This is a genomic window from Alkalibacterium sp. s-m-28 (genome assembly GCF_054658175.1).
Genome location: NZ_BAAGIQ010000361.1, coordinates 1 through 279, shown reverse-complemented (window position 1 = coordinate 279; position 279 = coordinate 1). Strand labels below are relative to the sequence as shown.

Annotated in this window: 1 protein-coding gene; it reads left to right on the top strand. The window is 40.9% G+C overall.

The genetic code is table 11. The annotated features are described in order from the left end of the window. Nucleotides 1–279 (top strand): transposase (locus ACYQ4S_RS12620; RefSeq protein WP_459771532.1); only part of this gene is annotated, 279 nt, incomplete at both ends.

The window sequence follows — 279 nt, the reverse complement described above, 5'->3', positions numbered from 1 at the left end:
AGAGGACAATGAACGGGTACTTATTCTGGATGATTCCATGTTTAGCCGTAATCGAAGCAAAAAAGTCGAGTTGTTAGCTAAAAACTATGATCATGCGAGCGGAAAATATATGAAAGGCTTTCGTATGTTGACTCTAGGTTGGAGTGATGGTTTCACCTTTATTCCGTTGGCAAAATCTTTTCTCAGCTCCAAAAAGAAAGCCAATCGCTTAAGTGAAGCAGATGAGCGAGTAGACAAACGGACCGTTGGATATAAACGCCGTCAAGAAGCTCAAAAGAA